The following is a 17,436-nucleotide window of genomic DNA, read 5'->3' as shown; positions in this document are numbered from 1 at the left end:
CAGCGCGGCATCGGTCACTGACCGATCGCCATCGCGGGCAGGCTCGCTCCTACAGGGGCAATCCGCCGGGCTCAGGAGCCCAACAACTCGACCAACGCCAGCGCCCCCTTCTGCAAGGGCTGGCGCTTGAGCCACACCGCATGCACCGGCAGCACCAGGCCGTTTTCGATGTTGCGAAAGTTCAGCCGCTTGAGCCGCCCCGCATCGAGCCACGGCTGCACCACCGACAACGGGAAGTTGCCCCAGCCCAACCCCGCCTCGACCATCTCCAGGGCCGTGGCCAGGCTGTCGGTGCGCCAGTGGGACTCGGCCACCAGCGGGCGGGTGTCGCTGACCGGCAGGTCGCGGCTGGCGACGACGATCTGCCGCACGTGCACCAGATCCTCCAGAAACAGGTCCTGCCCTTGCCACAGCGGACTGTCCGCCGCCAGGGTGGCGATCATCCGTTCGCTGCCGACGAACTGAAACCGCTCGAGCACGTTCATGCTCAGCCCGGCGAACGCCAGGCACACACTGACCCGACCGCTGTGCAGCATCGCCAGCACATCATCCTGCGGGGCGGTCAGCACTTCGACGTCCAGCAGCGGATGGCGTCCGGCGAGCACCTTGATCGCCGCCATCAGCCGGCGCCGGTCGATGTCCGCCGCCACGCCGATCGACAGCCTGCTCTCCAGCCCCAACGACAACTGCACCGCGTGCACCTGCAACTGCTTGAGCTGTTCGGCGATCAGCCGTGCGTGGGGCACCAGCGACAGGGCCATCGCCGTGGGCTGCGGCTCGCGGTGACGGCGGTCGAACAGCGGATAGCCAAGTTCAGCCTCCAGGTTGCCGATGCCCATGCTCACCGCCGACGGCACCTTGCCCAAGGCCCGGGCGGCGGCGGAAAACGAGCCGCGCTCGATCACCGCCAGGAACAGTTCGATGCTGTCGCTGCTGAAATTCAAACCCATCACCTATCAATAAACCTGAAAGCTTCTGACTTTTTCTGTCACTAACATTGAAGCTATCTTTCGCCGACTTGGCCAGCCCCGCTGGCCGTCAGTCGCAAGAAAGAGGCAATCCCCATGCAAGGCGTCAAACGCAAACTGGTCTACGTGTCGCTCTACGAAGTGATCGGTATGACCTTCTCCGCCCTCGGCCTGGCGCTATTGTCCGGCACCTCCCCCGGCAGCACCGGGCCGTTGGCGGTAATCATCACCACCATCGCCGTGACCTGGAACTTCATCTACACCTCGCTCTTCGAGCGCTGGGAAAGCCTGCAGACGTCCCGCACGCGCACGGTCAAACGGCGCATCGCCCATGCCGTGGGTTTCCAGCTGACGCTGATCGTGTTCCTGATTCCGCTGATCGCCTGGTGGATGGACATCAGCCTGGTGCAGGCTTTCCTGCTGGATCTGGCGCTGATCGTGTTCATCCCCTGCTACACGTTTGCCTTCAACTGGCTGTTCGACCGGGTGTTCGGCCTGCCGGCCTCGGCGTTGCCGGATCCGGTGGCGTGAGGGGCAACGGTCAGCCACTGCCGCCGACCGGCAAAGGCTGACCGCCCAGAAGGCTGCAGCCGCACTCAACCCATTGAAAATATTGAATTTAAAAGAAGGCACGGTAATTGCTGAAGTTAACCCGACAGTCATTACCTACAGGTCAATCCATCATGTTGGTCAGTGCCAAACAACAGCAAATCATCCATCTGCCCAAGCATTTGAATGACGATGCCACCACCACTGCGGCCGCCGGTCTGCAAGGCGGCCTCGCCCCGATGCTGCAGACCCTGCAAGCCCAGGCTCAGGCGCAGAATGCCGAAACCACCGCCAAGGTGCAGGACTCGGCGACCCAGGTCGCCACCCAGCAAGTCAGCGAGGCCGCGCGCATCAGCGACAACGTCGACGAAGCCTTCGCCAAGACCCGCGTCGGCCTGCAGACCACCGACGCCTCCAACGCCAAGACCGGCGCCAAGACCGCCACCGAAGAGTTCAAGGACTACATGAGCAAGTCGCCGGAGCAGCGCCTGCGCGACAGCATCCTGCAGGAAATGGGCCTGACCGAGGACGACATCAAAAACATGCCGCCGGAGAAGCAACTGGCCGTGGCCAAGGAAATCGCCCAGCGCCTGCAGGACAAGATGAAACTGGCGCAATCGGACAAAGAGAACGTCAACGACATCAAGGACAGCGACAAGATGGCGGACAAGTTCCTCGCCTCGCTCTGAGCACCTTGAATCGGTCGTAAAGGAAAACCCGTGGGAGCCAACGCCAGCAGGCCGGCTCCCACAGGGATCGTGGGTGAACGCCGAATTCGCGGCCGCCGCAAGACAATGCGCGAGCCGGCCGGCGAAGGCGTCAGTTCAACTGCAACGTCTCATTGAACTGGCTGATCGCATCCACCACATGCCGCGACCCCTGCTGGATCTCGCGGATCGCATCCCCCGCCTCGTTCGCCAGCTCCACCCCCAGCCCCGTGCGGCTCAGGCTCGACTGCATGCTCGACACCGCGCTCAACGACAGGTCATGGTTCTTGCGCACCACTTCGACGATTTCCAGGGTCGCCTGACTGGTCCGCGCCGCCAGGCTGCGCACCTCGTCCGCCACCACCGCGAACCCGCGCCCGTGCTCCCCCGCCCGCGCCGCCTCGATGGCCGCGTTGAGCGCCAAGAGGTTGGTCTGGTCGGCGATGCCGCGGATGGTCTGGACGATGGTGCCGATGATGTCCGACTGCTTGCTCACCGCATCGATGCTCAGCGCCGCCTCGTTGAGGTCGCGGGAAATGTCCTGAATGATCTGCACGGTCTGCTGCACGACCTGCGAACCCTTTTGCGCGCAGGCGTCGTTTTGCACCGAAGTGCTGTGGGCCGACTCCGCAGCGGTCTGCAACGTGTTCATCTGGTGGGTGATGTCGCTGGCGAACTTCACCACTTTGTACAACCGTCCCTTGGCGTCGAACAGCGGGTTGTAGGAGGCTTCGAGGTACACCGTCTGCCCGGACTTGTTCTTGCGCTCGAAACGGTGCGAGTGATATTCGCCGCGGTTGAGCGACGCCCAGAACGCCTTGTACTGCGCCGACTCGGCCTCGGCCCGGTGACAGAACAGGCTGTGGTGGTGGCCGATGATCTCATTGAGCGAATACTGCATGGTCTTGAGGAAGTTCTCGTTGGCGGTGATGACATTGCCTTCGGGCGTGAACTCGATCACCGCCATGGATCGGCCGATCGCCGCGAGCATGTTTTCCTCTTCGTGCTCCTTGTTGACGCGGTCGGTAATGTCCGACGCCACTTTGATCACGCTGCGCACTTGTTTGTCCGGGCCGTACACCGGCATGTAACTGGCTTCGAGCCAGATTTCCCGACCGCTCTTGTGCAAGCGCAGGAACGTACCGCTGATCGGCTCCCCACGGGCCAGGTCGCGCCACAGCTTCGCGTACTCTTCGCTGCGGTAGAACGCTTCCTCGCAAAAGATCCGGTGATGCTTGCCGCGCACCTCGTCGGCACCGTAGCCCATGGTCCGGCAGAAGTTTTCGTTGGCATCCAGCACGATGCCTTCGGGGGTGAATTCGATCATGGCCATCGACCCGCTGATGGCCGCCAACTTGGCGTTGGCTTCGGTCAGGGCACAACTGAAACGTTCGATTTCCTGCAGGTCAGCCTTGTGATGTAGGTTGAACATGTTTCTGTCACCTTCCGCGCGGTCTTTTGATTTGATGAAAGTTCAGGTCTTTCAAGATCCACCACTACGTTCCACAGAACAGGCACACGCCTTCCTCCACGGGAGGAAGTTGTCAGGTGATAAATGATGTTTAATCCGAGCGTCCCTCTGGCGACGTTCTTATCAAGACATCCTTCTCTTGATAGCCCGCACGCGGGCCAACCCTAACATGCACGAGAACTTCCATTTAACAGATGCTCCTTGTCGGTACAGTGTCGGTGCCTTTAATTGCGCACTCTGGCAGCTATTGTTCAGCCACTAACTGTTTGCGGTCGAATCGCATTGAGTTGCGATCGACATAGTTAGTTACACGTGAGCATAGACAGGGCAATACCCGGCGCAAGGCCATTAGTCGGCCAGTACCGAGGGCGAAATGAACAAGAAACGGTTCAGCGCAAGGGACGCGGAGAAGGAAACCGGGTGAAGTGTGTCGCCCCTGCTCCAGACCTGCCGGAGCGACAACATAGATCAGGCCAAGGGGCGTTTTGACGGAAGCCATCGCCAGCAGGCCGGCGCCCACCCTATTTGCCCGTCAGTGAACTTCAAAGGCCCGCCGTCACGTTGCTGGCCACCTGCGCCGGCACCCACGGTGTCCATACCTGCGGCTGATCGCGCAGGAACGTTTCGGCGACCTGACGCGGCGGCTGGCGTTTCTCGCTCATGCCCGCCAAGGTGCGGTTCAGCTGATCGATGGGAAAGTCGACCTTCTCGAAAAACGCCACCAGGTCCGGGTACTGCGCCTTGAACGGCGCCGACACGCCGATGGCCAGGCTGGCCGGCATCGAACGGGTGCCCTTGGGGTTGGGGTTGCTCGCGTCGGCCAGGGTCTTCCAGGCTTTGGCGTCGAACGGCGGCTCGTCGAGCTTGACCAGTTTGTAGCGGCCCAGCAAAGGCGTCGGCGACCAGTAGTAGAACAGCACCGGCTTGCCGCGCTTGATCGACGACGCCACTTCCGCATCCAGCGCCGCGCCGGAACCGGTGCGGAAGTTGACGAAACTGTCGGTCAGCGCGTACGCCTTGAGCTTCTGGCTGTTGACGATCTCCGACGTCCAACCGGTCGGGCTGTTGAGGAAACGCCCGCGGTTCGGATCCTCTGGATCGCGGAACACGTCCTTGTAGAGCGGCAGGTCCGCCACCGACTTCAGCTCCGGCGCCAATGGCTTGATGCCGCGCTCCGGGTCGCCCTTGATCACGTATTCCGGCACCCACCAACCTTCGGTGGCGCCCTTGACCGTGTCGCCCAGGCCGAACACCTTGCCTTCGGCGGCCGCCTTGACCCACGCCGGACTGCGCCCGGCCCACTCTTCGCCGATCACCTGGATATCGTTCTTCGCCAGTGCCGCTTCCAGGCTGACGGTGCTGCCCGGCAACGTGTCGGTCGGGTAGCCGTAGCCCTTCTCGACGATCAGGCGCAGCACTTCGGTGATGAAGCTGCCGCTTTCCCAGGTGATGTCGCCGAAATGGATCGGCGCGGTTTTCTCGGTGGCCACGGCGTGGCCGACGGTCAGGCTCAGGGCGAGCAGCGAACCACCGAGCAGTGTTTTGGTCGATCTCATGCGGACCTCTTGTTCTGTAGGGGGCGGATCAGGGGTTGGTTGGCGCTGTGGCGGTCGCACAGGGCTTGGGAACGGGTCATGTAGTCGCTGACCGAGCGCTGGGAAATGCCCAGTTCGGCGGCGATCTGCGGGTAGGTGAGGCCATCGACGCGGGCCAGCAGGAAGGCCGAGCGCACCTTGCCCGGCAAGCGCTTGAGGCTGCGGTCCAGACAGCCGAGAGCCTGCGACAGCTGCGCCAGCTCTTCGGGAGACGCGCAGGCCTGCGGCTCGCACAGGTGCAGGGCATTGAGGTGACGCCGCTCTAGGTCGGCCCGCCGCCAACGCTGGTACAGCAGGCGCCGGGCGATGGTGGTGAGCATGGCCCGGGGCTCGCGGATCGCGTCGGGGCCGGAGGACTCGAGCAATTGGGCGAAGGTTTCGGCAGCGATGTCCTCGACGCCGGCATCGTCGCTCAGGTGCTGCCGCAGGCGAGCGCACAGCCAGCGGTAATGGGCCCGGAACAGGCCTTCGACGGGGTGACGACGGGACAGGACGGCGCCGGACATGTGGGCTCCTTGGGTTAGGGTCGCGGTATGTCCGGTTGTCCGGTGGCGCGATCCTAGCAAGGCGCCTTATGCGTTAAAAATACTCAAAAAGAATTTTTATATTCCAGATTTGAATTGATGAACCCGCTACTGCACATGGCCATAACCCAACGCCTGCGCCTCGTCCCGATAGCCGAGCAGGATCCGGTAATCGCTTTCGTTGGCCGGCAGCACTTCCGGCAGGCCGAGGGTCTGCGCCACGTCCGGCAACGCCCTCAGCGCCCGGTTCATTGCCTGACGCAGGTTCTCGGCCTGTTCGTCCGTGGCGCCGATCCGGGTGATGAAAGGCAAGGTGGGGCTCGGTTCGCTGCGCTCCACCACCCGCAGCCCCTCGACCTCGACGGCGGCATGTCGCGCCAGGTAGGCGTAGGTCACGCTGTCGATGGCCGCCAGATCCGCGCGCTCCTCGCGCAGCCAGCGCAGGCTCTCGCGGTGGCCGCCGCTGTGCCCCACCGATCCGAAGAACCTTCCCTCACGTTGCAGCGGCGCCAGGCGCTGGCGCAGCAGGTTCATGCCGCTGTTGGAATCGTCGCTGTTGATCACCCCGCGACTGCCGCGAAAGTCCGCCAGTGCGCTGCGCGGATCGGCGGCCCGGGCGAGGATCAGGCTGCAATGGTGGCCGGCGCCGCTGTCGGGCAGTTCGTAGCGGGGCCGTCCGACGAGGCGCACCCGGCCGTTCAACGCCGTCACCAACGGATAGCCGCAGGTCTGGGCCAACAGCAAATCGGGGGACAGCCAGAGCTCAGGCAGCGACAGGCCTTCGGCGCTGAGCCGGCTATGGCCCAGGTGGTCGAGGATCTGCGCCAACCAGCGTTCGTTGGCGGCGCGGATCGGTTCCGGGGCCGTGTACATCAAGAGTTCGGCGTGGCGTCGGGTCATGAACGGTCATCCATTCAGCGAGTTTCCTGTGTAGGCGCGAGCCGGCTCGCGATGGCGGTGGATCAGTGAAAGGGATGCTCAGGGCTGTCGATCGGCTTGAGCCCATGCCTGCGCCACAACTGCCCGTATCCCTGCACCACGAACCCGCCGCTGCGCGCCACCCACTGCGCCCGGCGCATCCGGTAAGCCTGGGGCAGGTCGTACCACGCCAGTTTCGGCAGGTCATGGTGCACCAAGTGAAAGTTGAGGTTCAGGAACAGCCAGCGCCATGGCCATCCCGCCTCGTTGAGCACGGTGCGCTGCTCCGGTCGCACGTGCGGGCGGTGTTCGTAGTAGGAGCGGATCATCGCCACCGACAGCGCCGGCACGCTGATCAGCAAGAGGTAATGCCATACCGGCAGTACGCTGCAACGGGCGATGAACACCAGCATCAGCACGGTCAGGGCGCCGTGGGTCAGCCACATGCGCCAGGCCTGCCGCTCGCCGCGCTTGAGGCGTTGCAGCTCTTCGCCGGCCAGCGCCAGCAACGCCAGCGGCGCGCCGAGGATGAAGCGGCCGAGCACGGTCTTGTTCAGCCAGTGCAGGCTGCGCCCGAGCAGCGAACTGCCGCGCCAATGTTCGGCGCTCAGGTAGCGGCTCTCGGGGTCGATGCCGGGGGTCGTCAGGTGTTCGTCGCGATGGTGCTGCAGGTGACTGTCGCGGTAGAGGGTGTACGGATACCAGACCGCGAACGGCGCATAGCCCAGCAGCTTGTTCAGCGCCACCCAACGGGTCGGGTGGCCGTGAAGCAGTTCGTGCTGCACCGACAGCCACAGCACCAGCAACGGGATCAGCAGCGCGGTGCTCCACCACAGACCGAGCCGACCGCTGCCCAGCACCACCGCGAACCAGGCACCGTAAACGCCGATCAGCAGCAGCCAGGTCGGCCATTCGGTGCGGGCGGTGAAGCGTCGGCGCAGGGCTTCGATCTGCTGGCGATGGTCATCGTCGAAATAGTGGGTCATGGCAAGGCTCGGCACAGGATTCACCTCCTTCTGTGCAACGGCCCTCGCCAATCTTGCAGATTATTTTTTCAGGGATGCGCGCCGTATAATCCGCCCCTTTCGCCAGCCCGGTGCCCCGCCATGCCCGACACCCTGTACGCCCGGCTCGACGCCCTGTCCTGGCCGCTGATGAACAAGTTCTACCGTACCCACGGCTCGTCGATGAAAGCCGTGCGCGAAGCGCAGCTGTGGGTGGCCCGGCGCGAAGAGATCGTCGCCGCGCTGTGCCTGCGGCCGGTGGCCGGCGGGCACTGGCTGACCGGCTTGTTCGTCGCTCCCGACTGCCGCGCGCAGGGCCTGGCGGCCCGGCTGATGGCCCAAGCGGTGAGCGGTGTGGATGAACCGGTGTGGCTGTTCTGCCATCCGGACTTGCGGGGTTTCTACGAGCGGCACGGGTTCAGCGTCGACACCGCCCTGCCCTACGCCCTGGCCGAACGCCTGAGCCGCTATGCGCGAAGCAAGCCGATGATTGCGATGGGGCTTGAGCCGCGTCGGAGCTGACCGGCGGGCTGATTGACTGATTGGCTGATTGGCTGATTGGCTGATTGGCTGATTGGCTGATTGGCTGATTGGCCAGGATTCTCCTGTGGGAGCCAGCCTGCTGGCGATAGCGCAATGTCAGCCACCTCTTCCTCGACGGACGCGCCGCCATCGCCGGCAGGCGGGCGCCTGCAGGTCCAGAATCAGTCGTCGGCGTTGGGATCGAGGTCGGGGAACATCACCTCGGTGAAACCGAACTTGCTGAAATCGGTGATGCGCGACGGGTACAGCCGGCCGATCAGGTGGTCGCACTCATGCTGCACCACCCGTGCATGGAAGCCCGACGCCGTGCGCACGATCGGCTGGCCCTTGGGGTCGACGCCTTCGTAGCGGATCTGTTGATAGCGGTCCACCGCGCCACGCAGGCCGGGCACCGACAGGCAGCCCTCGAAGCCCTCTTCCGTCAGCGGGCTCAACGGCGTGATCAGCGGGTTGATCAGGATCGTCTGCGGCACCGCTTCGGCGTCCGGATAACGCTCGCTGCGCTCGAAGCCGAAGATCACCAGCTGCAGGTCGACGCCGATCTGCGGCGCCGCCAGCCCGACGCCGCCGACGCTTTCCATGGTCTGGAACATGTCGTCGATCAATTGCCACAGTTCAGGGGTGTCGAACATCTCGGCCGGCACCGGCGGCGCGATGCGCAGCAGGCGCTCGTCGCCCATCTTCAGGATTTCACGGATCATGGTCAGGCTTCGTCTGCGTTCGGCTTGAGCGAATGGTCGCGCCCCAGGCCGGAAACGTGTTGTTTGGGATGTTCGGCGAGCTCGCCGGGGACTTTCTCGCCCGGATCCTTGCCCTCGCTGGACATGTGTTCGATCACCGCGTTCATCTCCGCGCCGAGCAGCAGCACCGCCGCGGAAATGTAGAAGTACAGCAACAGCACGATGATCGCGCCGATGCTGCCATACATCGCGTTGTAGTTGGCGAACGTCTTGACGTAGAACGCGAAGCCCAGGGAGGCGACGATCCAGACCACCACCGCCAGCACCGAGCCGGGGGTGATGAAGCGGAACTCCTGCTTGACGTCGGGCATCACGTAGTAGATCACCGCCACCGCGACCATCATCAGGATCACGATCACCGGCCAGCGGGCGATCGTCCACACCGTGACGACCGCTTCCTCCAGCCCCACCTGCGACGCGATCCAGCCCATCACCTGGGGCCCGAGCACCATCAGCGCGGCGGCCACCAGCAGCATCCCGGCGATGCCGACGGTGTAGATGACCGACAGCGGAAAGCGCTTCCAGATCGGCCGGCCCTCGACGACGTCGTAAGCGGCGTTCATCGCGCTCATCATTAGCCGCACGCCGGCGGACGCGGTGTACAGGGCGACCACGATACCCACCGACAGCAAGCCGCCCTTGGACTGCTGCAACTGGTCGATCACCGGGTTGACCTGCTCCAACGCCTGGGGCGGCAGCACCAGCTCCGATTGCAGGCGCAGCCAGGAAAAGAAGTCCGGCAGGTGCAGGAAACCGATCAGGGCGATCAGGAACAGGATGAACGGGAACAGCGAGAACAGCATCTGGTAGGCCAGCGCCGAGGCATAGGTCGACATCTCGTCGGCGATGAATTCAGTGACCGTGCGCACCATCACCCGGTGCAGGGGCAGACCTTTCATGTCCGGAAAAATCATTCGCGTCTCCTTTCGCCGCAAACAGGTTCAAGTCGTGGCGACTCAGGGGCCGTGCTCTTTCATCAAGGTAGCTTACTTGGCGCCGTTGAAACACCGTGTTCCGTGACCGCAGGTGAACGGCACAAAAAACGGCCATCCTTGGATGGCCGCCGGGGTGAATCGTTCAAGGCCGGGTCACGCCTTGTCGACACCTTTCTTGATCGCGTCCTTGGCTTTGCCGACCGCTTGCTGGGCTTCGCCTTTCTTTTCCTGCAGCTTGCCTTCAGCCTGCAGACGCTGGTTGTCGGTGGCCTTGCCGACGCCTTGCTTGACGTTGCCGACCGCTTCGTTGGCCATGCCTTTCACTTTATCGCTCGTGCTGCCCATGGTGATTCTCCTTGGAACATTGACGGGGAAATGTCATTACGCAACGGTGGACTGACCGCGTTCGCCCAAGGTTTCATTTATTTTCGGCGGCCTTCATTCGTCGCGCCGGGCATGCCGGGCTTTATGTTTGCCGGGTTTGCCCCGAGAATGGCCACCTGACGGGCGCCACGCGCCCAAGACCGACCCGCAGGATTCCCATGAAACTCGACAAACCGCAGGCCATCGCCCGAATCAACCAGCAACTGGGCGGAGCCGTGCTCGGCGTCAACAACTGCCACTTCACCGAACTGAACCGCAACCGCAACATCTGGTGGTTCGACATCCCGATGTCGCGCCTGGCGATCGGCCAATACCCGTGGATCCACCTGCTGATGCACACCCCGGCCACCGACGAGTTGCTGCACGTTAAGGTGCCGACCGCGTTCCTGCGCGAACAGCTCGACGGCCTGGTGGTGCGCAACCAGGGCAAGCGCAAGGCCGCCCTGAGCCTGGAACTGAGCGCCGACAAGGATTCGTTCCTGCAGGACATGCGCCCGGCGGGCACGAACGTGAACTTCGCCAGGTTCCGCCAGTAAGGCAGAACCCGCCCTCGCCACGGCCACCGGCAAAAAAAAGCCCCGCATCTGCGGGGCTTCTTGTCTACGCGGCGCTGGCGTTCTTGGCCTTGATCTTCTTGAGCTCTTCGTCGCGCAGTTCGCGGCGCAGGATCTTGCCGACGTTGGTGGTCGGCAGCGAATCGCGAAACTCCACCGAACGCGGCACCTTGTAGCCGGTGACGTTGGCGCGCATGTGCTCCATCACCTGTTCCTTGGTCAGGGTGACGCCCGGCCGCGCGACGATGAAGATCTTGATCGCCTCGCCCGACTTCTCGTCAGGGATGCCGATGGCCGCGCACTGCAGCACGCCCGGCAGGGTCACCAGCACGTCTTCCAGCTCGTTCGGGTACACGTTGAAGCCCGAGACCAGGATCATATCTTTCTTGCGGTCGACGATGCGCATGTAGCCGTCCGGCTGGATCAGCGCGATGTCGCCGGTCTTGAGCCAGCCTTCGCTGTCGAGGATCTCGTCGGTGGCCTCCTGGCGCTGCCAGTAGCCCTTCATCACTTGCGGGCCCTTGACGCACAGCTCGCCGATCTCGCCCATCGGCTGCTCGACGCCGGCATCGTCGACGACCTTGCACAGGGTCGACGGCACCGGAATGCCGATGGTGCCGATCTGGATGTTCTGGATCGGGTTGACCGTGGCCACCGGGCTGGTTTCGGTCATGCCGTAGCCTTCGCAGATCGGGCAGCCGGTGACCGCTTTCCAGCGCTCGGCCGCCGCCAGTTGCAGGGCCATGCCGCCGGACAGGGTGACCTTCAGCGCCGAGAAGTCCAGCTTGCGGAAGCCTTCGTTGTTGCACAGCGCCACGAACAGGGTGTTGAGGCCGACGAAGCCGCTGAACTTCCACTTCGACAGTTCCTTGACCATCGCCGGCAGGTCGCGCGGGTTGCTGATCAGGATGTTGTGGTTGCCGATCAGCATCATCGCCATGCAATGGAAGGTGAACGCGTAGATGTGGTACAGCGGCAGCGGCGTGATCAGGATCTCGCAGCCCTCGTTGAGGTTGGAGCCCATCAGCGCCTTGCACTGCAGCATGTTCGCCACCAGGTTGCGGTGGGTCAGCATCGCGCCCTTGGCCACGCCGGTGGTGCCGCCGGTGTACTGCAGCACGGCCACGTCGCCGCTGGCCGGGCTGGCCTCGGCCACCGGCTGGCCCTGGCCCTTGCTCAGCACGTCGTTGAACTTGACGGCCTTGGGCAGGTGATAGGCCGGCACCATCTTCTTCACGTACTTGATGACGCTGTTGATCAGCAGGCGCTTGAACGGCGACAGCAGGTCGGCGACCTCGGTGACGATGACGTGCTTGACGCCGGTCTTGGGCACCACGGCCTCGGCCAGGTGGGCCATGTTCGCCAGGCACACCAGGGCCTTGGCGCCGGAGTCGTTGAACTGGTGTTCCATCTCCCGCGCGGTGTACAGCGGGTTGGTGTTGACCACGATCAGCCCGGCGCGGATGGCACCGAAGACGGCCACCGGGTACTGCAGGACGTTGGGCAGCTGCACGGCGATTCGATCACCGGGCTGCAAATCGGTATGCTGTTGCAGGTACGCGGCAAAGGCACCGGACAATTCGTACAGTTCACCGTAGGTGATCGTCTTGCCCAGGTTGCTGAAAGCCGGTTTGTCGGCGAAGCGCTGGCAGGACTGCTTCAGCACTGCTTGAATATTCGGGTACTCGTCTGGATTGATGTCGGCAGCAATTCCAGCGGGGTACTTATCCTTCCAAAAGTCTTCGATCATGGAAGCCCACTCCTCAGCAACGCGAATTCAACACCGCATTCGATGCGATTGTTATTGGTGTGTGTTTATTGTGGTGAGTCTGGCTTTTCTTCAAGGCCGAGAAGTCACAAAGCGCGCCGAGAGTAGCAGCTTTGCCAAGGGGCGACTAGAGCCAAAAGTGGTCGCCACAGTCATTTAAATGACTCAAGACCTTTTAAAAGTCATTTTAGAGCAAAAAACCTATACACCCTTGAAAGCCCCGGTTTTCGGGGACATCCCCCTAAAAAATCGCGAGCAGGCCCGCGCCTACAGAAGTGTCCATGCCTCTGTAGGCGCGAGCCTGCTCGCGATGGCGTCAGACGCAGTTCGTCAGGCGATGTCCCGCAGCTCCCGCCGCAGGATCTTGCCGACCGGCGTCATCGGCAACGACTCGCGCAGCACGATGTGCTTGGGCACCTTGTAGGCGGTGAAATTCTCTTTGCAGTAGGCCTTGAGCTCTTCCAGGCTCACGCCGGTTTCCCGGGCCACCACAAACAGCTTCACCGCCTCGCCGGAGCGCTCGTCCGGCACGCCGATCACCGCGCAGTTGGCCACCTTCGGGTGGGCCATCACCACGTCTTCGATTTCGTTGGGGTACACGTTGAAGCCCGAGACGATGATCATGTCCTTCTTGCGGTCGACGATGCGCACGAAGCCGTCGGGATCGATCACGGCGATGTCGCCGGACTTGAACCAACCGTCGGCGTCGAGCACCTCGGCGGTGGCTTCGGGCTTCTGCCAGTAGCCCTTCATGATCTGCGGCCCCTTGATGCACAGCTCGCCGCGCTCCCCTGTCGCCTGCTCGACCCCTGCGTCGTCGATGACCTTCAAGGTGGTGCCCGGCACCGGCAGGCCCACCGTGCCCAGCCGCGACTGGTCGCCATAGGGGTTGGTGCAGGCCACCGGCGAGGTTTCGGTCAGGCCGTAGCCCTCGGTGATGCGGCAGCCGGTGAGCTGTTCCCAGCGCTCGGCGGTGGCCTTGACCAGCGCGGTGCCGCCGGAGTTGGTGAGCTTGAGGCTGGAGAAGTCCAGGGACTTGAAGTCCGGATGATCCATCAGCGCGACGAACAGGGTGTTGAGCCCCAGCAGCGCCGAGAAGCGCCAGTTCTTCAGCTCCTTGATGAAGCCGCCGATGTCCCGCGGATTGGTGATCAGCACGTTGTGGTTTCCGGAGACCATCATGCACATGCAGTTCGCCGTGAACGCATAGATGTGGTACAGCGGCAGCGGCGCGATCATCACCTCCTGCCCTTCGCGCAGCAGCGGCTGGCCGTCGCTGCCCAGCTGGGCGAGGCAGGCGCGCACCTGCTGCATGTTGGCCACCAGGTTGCCGTGGGTGAGCATCGCGCCCTTGGCCAGGCCGGTGGTGCCGCCGGTGTACTGGAGCACGGCGATGTCGTCCAGGCCGACCTTCAGCGGCTTGATGCCCAGGCCCCGGCCCAGGCGCAGCGCGCTCTTGAACGACAGCGCCTGGGGCAGCGAATAGGCCGGCACCATCTTCTTCACCTTGCTGACCACCGTGTTGACCAGCCAGCCCTTGGCGGTGGGCAACAGGTCGCCCATCTTCGCTTCGATCAGGTACTGGATGTCGGTGTCCGCCAGCACTTGCTGCACCTTCTGGCCGAACATGTTCAGGTACACCAGCGCCCGGGCGCCGGAGTCCTTGAACTGGTGACGCATCTCCCGCGCGGTGTACAGCGGGTTGGTGTTGACCACGATCAGCCCGGCCCGCAACGCGCCGAACACGGCGATCGGATAATGCAGGACATTGGGCATCTGCACCGCGATGCGGTCCCCCGGCACCAGATCGGTGTGCGCCTGCAGGTAGCCGGCGAACGCCGCGCTGTGACGTTCGAGCTCGGCGTAGGTCAGGGTCACGCCCATGTTGCTGAACGCCGGGCGGTCCGCGAATTTCTTGCAGGAACGCTCGAACACCTCGATCACCGACTTGAACTCACCCGCGTCGATGTCCAGGGGCACGCCCGCCGGGCGTTTGTCATTCCAGAAATCAGGTTGCATTGTTCTTGTCCTCTTTACCTGAGCCGTTCCGGGGCCGCCTCTCTGTCACTTTTGAATGCGCAGCGCGAAAAGCGGGGCTCCCCGGACACTAGCAGCTATGGTCAATCAGGCAAATACGGGCAGCGTCCCCATTGATCCCGTGAATCTTGCGGCCGTGGCGCGGGCGGATCGGACGCGCTATACAATGCAACGACCTCGAACCGGGCAGCTCTGCAAAGGAATCGCCATGATCCACGACACCTTCTGGCTGGACGCGAATGACCGCACCCGCCTCTTCGTCAACCAGTGGCTGCCCGCCGCGCCGCTGAAGGCGGTGATCCTGCTGGCCCACGGCATGGCCGAACACAGTGCCCGCTACGCCCGGCTGGCGGATCGGTTGTGCGCCGAAGGCTACGGCGTGTACGCGCCGGACCTGCGCGGACATGGCAAAACCGCCGATTCCGGCACCCTCGGGCATTTCGCCGACGACGACGGCTGGTGCAAGGTCGTCGGCGACCTGGCCAGCCTCAACCAGCACATCGGCCAGGCCCACCCCGACGTGCCGATCGTGCTGCTCGGCCACAGCATGGGCAGCTACCTGGCCCAGGCCTATCTGCTGCACCACAGCGCCAGCCTGCACGGGGCGATCCTCAGCGGCTCGAATTTCCAGCCCGTGGCGCTGTACCGCGCGGCACGGCAGATCGCCCGCTTCGAGAAACTGCGCCAGGGCGCCAAGGGCCGCAGCGCGCTGATCGAATGGCTGTCGTTCGGCTCGTTCAACAAGCGCTTCAAGCCGGCGCGCACCGCTTTCGACTGGTTGAGCCGCGATCCGGCCGAAGTCGACAAGTACGCCACCGATCCGCTGTGCGGTTTCCGCTGCACCAACCAGTTGTGGATCGACCTGCTCGGCGGGTTGCAGCAGATCAGCAAAGCGTCCAATCTCGCCCAGATCGATCCGGGCCTGCCGCTGCTGGTGATCGGCGGCGAATGTGATCCGGTGAGCGAAGGCAAGCGTCTGACTGATCTGGCCGATGCCTTGCGCGCGGCCGGCAGCCAGAACCTGCAACTGAAGATCTATCCGCAGGCGCGGCACGAATTGTTCAACGAGACCAACCGCGACGAAGTGACCGCCGATGTGCTGGCCTGGATCGACCAGGCCCTGAGCCACCGCCGGCCGCACCGGTCCGAGTAATCTTTCTGGATTCACCCCATCCGTCACAGGAACCGAAACCGATGACCCAGGTTACCAACATCCCTTACGAAGCCCTTGAAGTCGGCCAGACCGCCAGCTACAGCAAGACCGTCGAAGAGCGCGACATCCAGCTGTTCGCCGCGATGTCCGGCGACCACAACCCGGTGCACCTGGACGCCGAGTTCGCCGCCGCCAGCATGTTCAAGGAGCGCATCGCCCACGGCATGTTCAGCGGTGCGCTGATCAGCGCCGCCGTCGCCTGCGAGCTGCCTGGGCCCGGCACCATCTACATCGGCCAGCAGATGAGCTTCCAGAAGCCGGTGAAGATCGGCGACACCCTGACCGTACGCCTGGAGATCCTTGAGAAACTGCCGAAATTCCGCGTGCGCATCGCCACCCGCGTCTTCAACCAGCGCGACGAGCTGGTGGTGGACGGCGAAGCCGAGATCCTGGCGCCGCGCAAGCAGCAGACCGTGACGCTGCCGACCTTGCCGGCGATCAGCATCGGCTGACGCGAACCGGCATGGCCCAAAACAATGCGGGAGCGAGCCTGCCCGCGAAAGCCGTCTGACAGTCGATACCGATGCTGACTGTTCTGACGCCATCGCGGGCAGGCTCGCTCCCACAGTTCCGGCTTTAGCGGTGTTGGATCATGAGCGCGCGCGGGCCTGATTGCGCAGGGCCTTCACCTGATCGTGATTGCGCTGCACACCGTGGTACTGGCGTTCGACCAGGTCACGGATGCCCACCAGATTGTGCTTGTTGATCTTGTCGATGGCGTCGCGGTACGCCTTCAGGGCGTGGTCCTCGCCGCGCTCGGCCTCATTGAGCACCGCTTCTTCATCCTTGCCGGTGAACATCGCCTTGACGTCGACCCAGCGGCGGTGCAGATCGCCGCTGACGCTGGTGGAGGTTTCCGGATCGCCGCCCATCGAACGCACGGTCGCCTGCAGTTCGGCGGCCGCCGCGGCGCAGTCGCCGGAGCGTTTGACGAACAGCGCCTTGAGTTCCGGATGCTTGATGTCTTCGGCACAGGTCTTGAACCCTTCCTGACCGTCCTTGCTGGTTTCGATCAGGTCGTTGAGTACGGAGATGGCCTCTTTGTTCATGTCGGTCATTTTTCGATTCCTCACATTCGATGGAAGATGCAAGGAGGTGTTGCAGCGGCCGTGCCAGCGCCAGATTCTGAATTAACCCATTAAAAATCAATGAGTTATAAAGAAAGGCAAAATCTGTATCCCCTTTATTTGCATGATCTGTCATTTGGCCTGCATGCAGAATGCCTGTATTTTCCGAAGCGTAACGAATCCGGATCTACCCCCGATGAACCCTGAGAAACTCGAACTGCTGATCACCCGCGAAATGCCTTTCGGCAAGTACAAGGGACGCATCATCGCCGACCTGCCCGGCCCGTACCTGAACTGGTTCGCCCGTGAGGGCTTCCCGAACGGCGAGCTCGGTGGCCTGCTGGCGCTGATGCACGAAATCGATCACAACGGTCTGTCGGACCTGCTTGAACCGCTGCGCGCCAAACACGGCAAACCCGCCCCGCGCCACTGAGGCGCCCCCCCTGTTGCGAGCCGACC

The 17,436-nt window shown here is 63.4% G+C and carries 18 protein-coding genes and 2 pseudogenes; 7 read left to right on the top strand and 13 right to left on the bottom strand.

The features are described 5' to 3' along the window. Positions 1 to 71: 71 nt before the first annotated feature. Positions 72 to 944 (bottom strand): LysR family transcriptional regulator, encoded by an 873-nt coding sequence (locus CAG29_RS05135; RefSeq protein WP_085629897.1) that lies wholly within the window; start codon positions 942 to 944, stop codon positions 72 to 74. A gap of 120 nt (positions 945 to 1,064) precedes the next feature. Between CAG29_RS05135 and CAG29_RS05130 the strand changes: the two genes are divergently transcribed. Continuing rightward, complete coding sequence (locus CAG29_RS05130) at positions 1,065 to 1,499, top strand: PACE efflux transporter (protein WP_085580595.1); 435 nt, start codon at positions 1,065 to 1,067, stop codon at positions 1,497 to 1,499. A 152-nt stretch (positions 1,500 to 1,651) separates the two neighbouring features. Beyond that, entirely contained in the window at positions 1,652 to 2,206 is a 555-nt protein-coding gene (locus CAG29_RS05125; protein WP_085693932.1) for a hypothetical protein, read from the top strand. A gap of 130 nt (positions 2,207 to 2,336) precedes the next feature. Here CAG29_RS05125 and CAG29_RS28985 read toward each other — a convergent pair. The 6 genes and pseudogenes from CAG29_RS28985 to CAG29_RS05100 form a co-directional block, all read right to left on the bottom strand. Then, positions 2,337 to 2,768: pseudogene (locus CAG29_RS28985) on the bottom strand (methyl-accepting chemotaxis protein); the annotation flags it as partial. A gap of 117 nt (positions 2,769 to 2,885) precedes the next feature. Continuing rightward, positions 2,886 to 3,551 (bottom strand): annotated as a pseudogene (locus tag CAG29_RS28980) (PAS domain-containing protein); the annotation flags it as partial. Between the two features lie 686 nt (positions 3,552 to 4,237). Then, a complete protein-coding gene (locus CAG29_RS05115) occupies positions 4,238 to 5,251 on the bottom strand; it encodes an ABC transporter substrate-binding protein (protein WP_085693931.1) in 1,014 nt (337 codons plus the stop codon). Beyond that, positions 5,248 to 5,796, bottom strand: coding sequence for a sigma-70 family RNA polymerase sigma factor (locus tag CAG29_RS05110; protein ID WP_085629577.1), 549 nt, complete (start codon positions 5,794 to 5,796; stop codon positions 5,248 to 5,250). The genes CAG29_RS05115 and CAG29_RS05110 overlap by 4 nt, the downstream gene beginning before the upstream one ends. A 126-nt stretch (positions 5,797 to 5,922) precedes the next feature. Then, entirely contained in the window at positions 5,923 to 6,714 is a 792-nt protein-coding gene (locus CAG29_RS05105) for a phosphate/phosphite/phosphonate ABC transporter substrate-binding protein (protein WP_085693930.1), read from the bottom strand. A 62-nt stretch (positions 6,715 to 6,776) separates the two neighbouring features. Next, entirely contained in the window at positions 6,777 to 7,718 is a 942-nt protein-coding gene (locus CAG29_RS05100) for a fatty acid desaturase (protein WP_085580583.1), read from the bottom strand. Between the two features lie 120 nt (positions 7,719 to 7,838). On the opposite strand from CAG29_RS05100, the gene CAG29_RS05095 reads away from it, so the two are divergent. After that, on the top strand, positions 7,839 to 8,258 hold the full coding sequence (locus CAG29_RS05095) for a GNAT family N-acetyltransferase (protein ID WP_085580582.1): 420 nt from the start codon (positions 7,839 to 7,841) through the stop codon (positions 8,256 to 8,258). Between the two features lie 182 nt (positions 8,259 to 8,440). Here the strand turns inward: CAG29_RS05095 and def are convergent, their stop codons facing one another. From def to CAG29_RS05080, 3 genes are all read right to left on the bottom strand, one after another. Continuing rightward, the gene (gene def, locus CAG29_RS05090) at positions 8,441 to 8,980 is read right to left on the bottom strand and encodes a peptide deformylase (RefSeq protein WP_085580581.1); all 540 of its coding nucleotides are present in this window, start codon (positions 8,978 to 8,980) and stop codon (positions 8,441 to 8,443) included. 2 nt (positions 8,981 to 8,982) lie between these two features. Then, a complete protein-coding gene (locus CAG29_RS05085; protein WP_085580580.1) occupies positions 8,983 to 9,933 on the bottom strand; it encodes a YihY/virulence factor BrkB family protein in 951 nt (316 codons plus the stop codon). A 174-nt stretch (positions 9,934 to 10,107) separates the two neighbouring features. Beyond that, on the bottom strand, positions 10,108 to 10,299 hold the full coding sequence (locus CAG29_RS05080; protein WP_085580577.1) for a CsbD family protein: 192 nt from the start codon (positions 10,297 to 10,299) through the stop codon (positions 10,108 to 10,110). Between the two features lie 197 nt (positions 10,300 to 10,496). Between CAG29_RS05080 and CAG29_RS05075 the strand changes: the two genes are divergently transcribed. Next, entirely contained in the window at positions 10,497 to 10,874 is a 378-nt protein-coding gene (locus CAG29_RS05075; RefSeq protein WP_085580575.1) for a hypothetical protein, read from the top strand. A 64-nt stretch (positions 10,875 to 10,938) separates the two neighbouring features. On the opposite strand, the gene fadD1 is transcribed toward CAG29_RS05075, so the two are convergent. Continuing rightward, entirely contained in the window at positions 10,939 to 12,642 is a 1,704-nt protein-coding gene (gene fadD1, locus CAG29_RS05070; RefSeq protein WP_085580573.1) for a long-chain-fatty-acid--CoA ligase FadD1, read from the bottom strand. Between the two features lie 348 nt (positions 12,643 to 12,990). Then, positions 12,991 to 14,679, bottom strand: coding sequence for a long-chain-fatty-acid--CoA ligase FadD2 (gene fadD2, locus CAG29_RS05065; RefSeq protein ID WP_085580571.1), 1,689 nt, complete (start codon positions 14,677 to 14,679; stop codon positions 12,991 to 12,993). A 226-nt stretch (positions 14,680 to 14,905) separates the two neighbouring features. Between fadD2 and CAG29_RS05060 the strand changes: the two genes are divergently transcribed. Together CAG29_RS05060 and CAG29_RS05055 are read left to right on the top strand one after the other, a co-directional pair. Next, positions 14,906 to 15,850 (top strand): alpha/beta hydrolase, encoded by a 945-nt coding sequence (locus CAG29_RS05060; protein ID WP_085629573.1) that lies wholly within the window; start codon positions 14,906 to 14,908, stop codon positions 15,848 to 15,850. Between the two features lie 41 nt (positions 15,851 to 15,891). Then, complete coding sequence (locus CAG29_RS05055; protein ID WP_003227420.1) at positions 15,892 to 16,362, top strand: MaoC family dehydratase; 471 nt, start codon at positions 15,892 to 15,894, stop codon at positions 16,360 to 16,362. A gap of 138 nt (positions 16,363 to 16,500) precedes the next feature. Here the strand turns inward: CAG29_RS05055 and CAG29_RS05050 are convergent, their stop codons facing one another. Then, a complete protein-coding gene (locus CAG29_RS05050) occupies positions 16,501 to 16,968 on the bottom strand; it encodes a PA2169 family four-helix-bundle protein (RefSeq protein WP_085580567.1) in 468 nt (155 codons plus the stop codon). A gap of 205 nt (positions 16,969 to 17,173) precedes the next feature. On the opposite strand from CAG29_RS05050, the gene CAG29_RS05045 reads away from it, so the two are divergent. Then, on the top strand, positions 17,174 to 17,410 hold the full coding sequence (locus CAG29_RS05045; RefSeq protein ID WP_085580565.1) for a DUF3820 family protein: 237 nt from the start codon (positions 17,174 to 17,176) through the stop codon (positions 17,408 to 17,410). The last annotated feature ends 26 nt before the right edge of the window (positions 17,411 to 17,436 follow it).

The sequence above is a fragment of the Pseudomonas sp. B7(2017) genome (assembly GCF_002112745.1).
GTDB classification, from domain to species: domain Bacteria; phylum Pseudomonadota; class Gammaproteobacteria; order Pseudomonadales; family Pseudomonadaceae; genus Aquipseudomonas; species Aquipseudomonas ekonensis.
The sequence above is the reverse complement of the archived record's forward strand: the minus strand, read 5'-3'. Positions and strand labels throughout refer to the sequence as shown.

Bases quoted from the DNA above. Each gene is read 5' to 3' on its own strand.
- CAG29_RS05130 (WP_085580595.1), top strand. From the start codon at position 1,065: ATGCAAGGCGTCAAACGCAAACTGGTCTACGTGTCGCTCTACGAAGTG.
- CAG29_RS05125 (WP_085693932.1), top strand. From the start codon at position 1,652: ATGTTGGTCAGTGCCAAACAACAGCAAATCATCCATCTGCCCAAGCAT.
- CAG29_RS05115 (WP_085693931.1), bottom strand. From the start codon at position 5,251: ATGAGATCGACCAAAACACTGCTCGGTGGTTCGCTGCTCGCCCTGAGC.
- CAG29_RS05110 (WP_085629577.1), bottom strand. From the start codon at position 5,796: ATGTCCGGCGCCGTCCTGTCCCGTCGTCACCCCGTCGAAGGCCTGTTC.
- CAG29_RS05105 (WP_085693930.1), bottom strand. From the start codon at position 6,714: ATGACCCGACGCCACGCCGAACTCTTGATGTACACGGCCCCGGAACCG.
- CAG29_RS05100 (WP_085580583.1), bottom strand. From the start codon at position 7,718: ATGACCCACTATTTCGACGATGACCATCGCCAGCAGATCGAAGCCCTG.
- CAG29_RS05095 (WP_085580582.1), top strand. From the start codon at position 7,839: ATGCCCGACACCCTGTACGCCCGGCTCGACGCCCTGTCCTGGCCGCTG.
- def (WP_085580581.1), bottom strand. From the start codon at position 8,980: ATGATCCGTGAAATCCTGAAGATGGGCGACGAGCGCCTGCTGCGCATC.
- CAG29_RS05085 (WP_085580580.1), bottom strand. From the start codon at position 9,933: ATGATTTTTCCGGACATGAAAGGTCTGCCCCTGCACCGGGTGATGGTG.
- CAG29_RS05080 (WP_085580577.1), bottom strand. From the start codon at position 10,299: ATGGGCAGCACGAGCGATAAAGTGAAAGGCATGGCCAACGAAGCGGTC.
- CAG29_RS05075 (WP_085580575.1), top strand. From the start codon at position 10,497: ATGAAACTCGACAAACCGCAGGCCATCGCCCGAATCAACCAGCAACTG.
- fadD1 (WP_085580573.1), bottom strand. From the start codon at position 12,642: ATGATCGAAGACTTTTGGAAGGATAAGTACCCCGCTGGAATTGCTGCC.
- fadD2 (WP_085580571.1), bottom strand. From the start codon at position 14,679: ATGCAACCTGATTTCTGGAATGACAAACGCCCGGCGGGCGTGCCCCTG.
- CAG29_RS05060 (WP_085629573.1), top strand. From the start codon at position 14,906: ATGATCCACGACACCTTCTGGCTGGACGCGAATGACCGCACCCGCCTC.
- CAG29_RS05055 (WP_003227420.1), top strand. From the start codon at position 15,892: ATGACCCAGGTTACCAACATCCCTTACGAAGCCCTTGAAGTCGGCCAG.
- CAG29_RS05050 (WP_085580567.1), bottom strand. From the start codon at position 16,968: ATGACCGACATGAACAAAGAGGCCATCTCCGTACTCAACGACCTGATC.
- CAG29_RS05045 (WP_085580565.1), top strand. From the start codon at position 17,174: ATGAACCCTGAGAAACTCGAACTGCTGATCACCCGCGAAATGCCTTTC.